The sequence below is a fragment of the Mycobacterium sp. E3247 genome, from assembly GCF_001667785.1.
In the GTDB taxonomy this organism is placed as follows: domain Bacteria; phylum Actinomycetota; class Actinomycetes; order Mycobacteriales; family Mycobacteriaceae; genus Mycobacterium.
Genome location: NZ_LZJG01000087.1, coordinates 1 through 2455 on the forward strand (window position 1 = coordinate 1; position 2455 = coordinate 2455).

3 protein-coding genes are annotated in these 2455 nt (G+C 71.5%); 1 reads left to right on the forward strand and 2 read right to left on the reverse strand.

Annotated elements, in window-relative coordinates:
• Positions 1-1313, reverse strand: a 1313-nt coding sequence (gene gatA, locus A9X04_RS04790; protein WP_067918249.1) for an Asp-tRNA(Asn)/Glu-tRNA(Gln) amidotransferase subunit GatA, incomplete at its 3' end; no start/stop codon positions are given.
• Entirely contained in the window at positions 1310-1609 is a 300-nt protein-coding gene (gene gatC, locus A9X04_RS04795) for an Asp-tRNA(Asn)/Glu-tRNA(Gln) amidotransferase subunit GatC (RefSeq protein ID WP_067918254.1), read from the reverse strand. The genes gatC and gatA, both read right to left, overlap by 4 nt.
• A gap of 117 nt (positions 1610-1726) precedes the next feature.
• Here gatC and A9X04_RS04800 point away from each other — a divergent pair, with 117 nt between their 5' ends.
• Positions 1727-2383, forward strand: coding sequence for an amino acid-binding protein (locus A9X04_RS04800; protein ID WP_102419894.1), 657 nt, complete (start codon positions 1727-1729; stop codon positions 2381-2383).
• Positions 2384-2455: the final 72 nt, after the last annotated feature.

The following is a 2455-nucleotide window of genomic DNA, read 5'->3' on the forward strand; positions in this document are numbered from 1 at the left end:
GGCAGCGTGCACAGGTCGAACAGGTACATCGCCAAAGGATCGTCCACCTTCTCGCCCAGCGGGAAGGCGGTGGTCGGGGTCGCGGGCGACACGACCACGTCGACGGACTCGTACGCCTTGTCGAGGTCCCGGGCGATCAGCGTGCGCACCTTCTGCGCCTGGTTGTAATAGGCGTCGTAGTAACCGGCCGACAGCGCGTAGGTGCCGATCATGATGCGCCGCTTGACTTCCGGCCCGAAACCGGCGGCGCGCGTCAGCGCCATCACCTCCTCGGCACTGTGCGTCCCGTCGTCGCCGACGCGCAGCCCGTAGCGCATGGCGTCGAAGCGGGCCAGGTTGCTCGACACCTCCGACGGCAGGATCAGGTAGTAGGCCGCCAACGCGTATTCGAAGTGCGGGCAGTCGACTTCACTCACCTCGGCACCCAGCTCGGTCAGCCGCTCGACGGCCGCCTCGAACGAGGCGTGCACACCGGGCTGGTAGCCCTCCCCGCGCAGCTGCTTGACCACCCCCACGCGCACGCCGCGCAGGTCACCGGCAGCGCCGGCTTTGGCGGCGCCGACGACGTCGGGCACCGCCGCCTCGACGGACGTGGAGTCGCGGTGGTCATGCCCGGCGATCACCTGGTGCAGCAGCGCGGTGTCCAGCACGGTGCGCGCGCACGGGCCGCCCTGGTCCAGGGACGAGGCGCAGGCCACCAGGCCGTAGCGCGACACGGTGCCGTAGGTCGGTTTGACGCCGACGGTCGCGGTCAGCGCCGCCGGCTGCCGGATGGAGCCGCCGGTGTCGGATCCGATGGCCAGCGGCGCCTGGAACGCGGCCAACGCCGCCGCGCTGCCGCCGCCGGATCCGCCGGGCACCCGGTCGAGGTTCCACGGGTTACGGGTGGGGCCGTAGGCGGAGTTCTCCGTCGACGAACCCATCGCGAACTCGTCCATGTTGGTCTTGCCCAGGATCGGGATGCCCGCGGCGCGCAACCGCGTGGTGACGGTGGCGTCGTATGGGGAACGCCAGCCCTCGAGGATCTTGGAACCGCAGGTGGTGGGCATGTCGACGGTGGTGAACACGTCTTTGAGCGCCAGCGGCACCCCCGCCAGCGCCGACGGCAGCCGCTCCCCCGCGGCCACCGCCTCGTCGACCACCGCCGCCGCCCCCAGCGCCTCGTCGGCGGCCACGTGCAGGAAGGCGTGGTACTGGTCGTCCGTCGCCGCGATCTGGTCCAGGCACGCCTGCGTGACCTCGACCGACGACAGCTCCTTGGCGGCGATCCGGGCGGCCAGGGTCGCGGCGTCGGATCGGATGACCTCGTTCACTCGCTGTCTCCCAGGATCTGCGGCACCGCGAAACGGCCGTCGGCGGCCTCGGGCGCCGCGGCCAGCGCCTCGGCCTGGGTGAGGCAGGGTGTCGGCTCGTCCGGGCGGGTGACGTTGACGTCCTTGAGCGGGTTGCCGGTCGCTTCGACGCCGGTGACGTCGACCGCCTGCACCTGGCTGACGTGGGTCAGGATGGCGTCGAGCTGACCGGCGAAGCTGTCCAGCTCGCTGTCGGTCAGCGCCAGCCGGGACAGCCGGGCCAGGTGCGCCACCTCGTCGCGGGAGATCTGAGACACGACAGGAAAGCCTAACGCGCTTGTTCGGGCGAGCGCCGGGCACTCGGCCCCGGCGAGCGTTGGCCGTCGTACCGAGCCGAAATGCCGTCGACACATGGCTGTGTCACAGTGTTGGCCGTGCCGTCCTATCTGTTGCGCATCGAGCTGGTCGACCGCCCGGGCAGCCTGGGCTCGCTGGCGGTGGCGCTCGGCTCCGCGGGCGCCGACATCTTGTCGCTCGACGTGGTGGAGCGCAGCTCGGGCTACGCGATCGACGACCTGGTGATCGAGTTGCCGCCGGGGGCGATGCCGGACACGCTGATCACCGCCGCGGAGTCGCTCTCGGGTGTGCGGGTGGAGAGCGTGCGTCCGCACACCGGGTTGCTGGAGGCGCATCGGGAGCTGGAGCTGCTCGACCACGTCGCCGCGGCCGTCGACAAGTCGTCGCGGTTGCAGGCCCTGGCCAACGAGGCGCCCCGGGTGCTGCGCGTCAGCTGGTGCTCGGTGCTGCGTAGTGCGGGCGATCGGGTGGAGCGCCTGGCCGTCAGCGCGGGTGCGCCCGAGACGCCGGCGGCTTCCGCCCCGTGGCTGCCCATCGACCGCGCCGCGACGCTGGACAGCTCCGGCGACTGGGTGCCGCAGGCGTGGCGCGACATGGACACCACGATGGTCGCCGCGCCGCTGGGCGATCCGCACATGGCGGTGGTGCTGGGGCGACCGGGCCCCGAATTCCGGCCCTCGGAGGTGGCTCGCCTGGGCTATCTGGCCGGGATCGTGGCCACCATGCTGCGCTAGCTGTACTGACCACGGACGTTGGTGACGGCGTGGCGTGGTGACATGACGAAGACCTCCGAGTGAAGTGCGAGC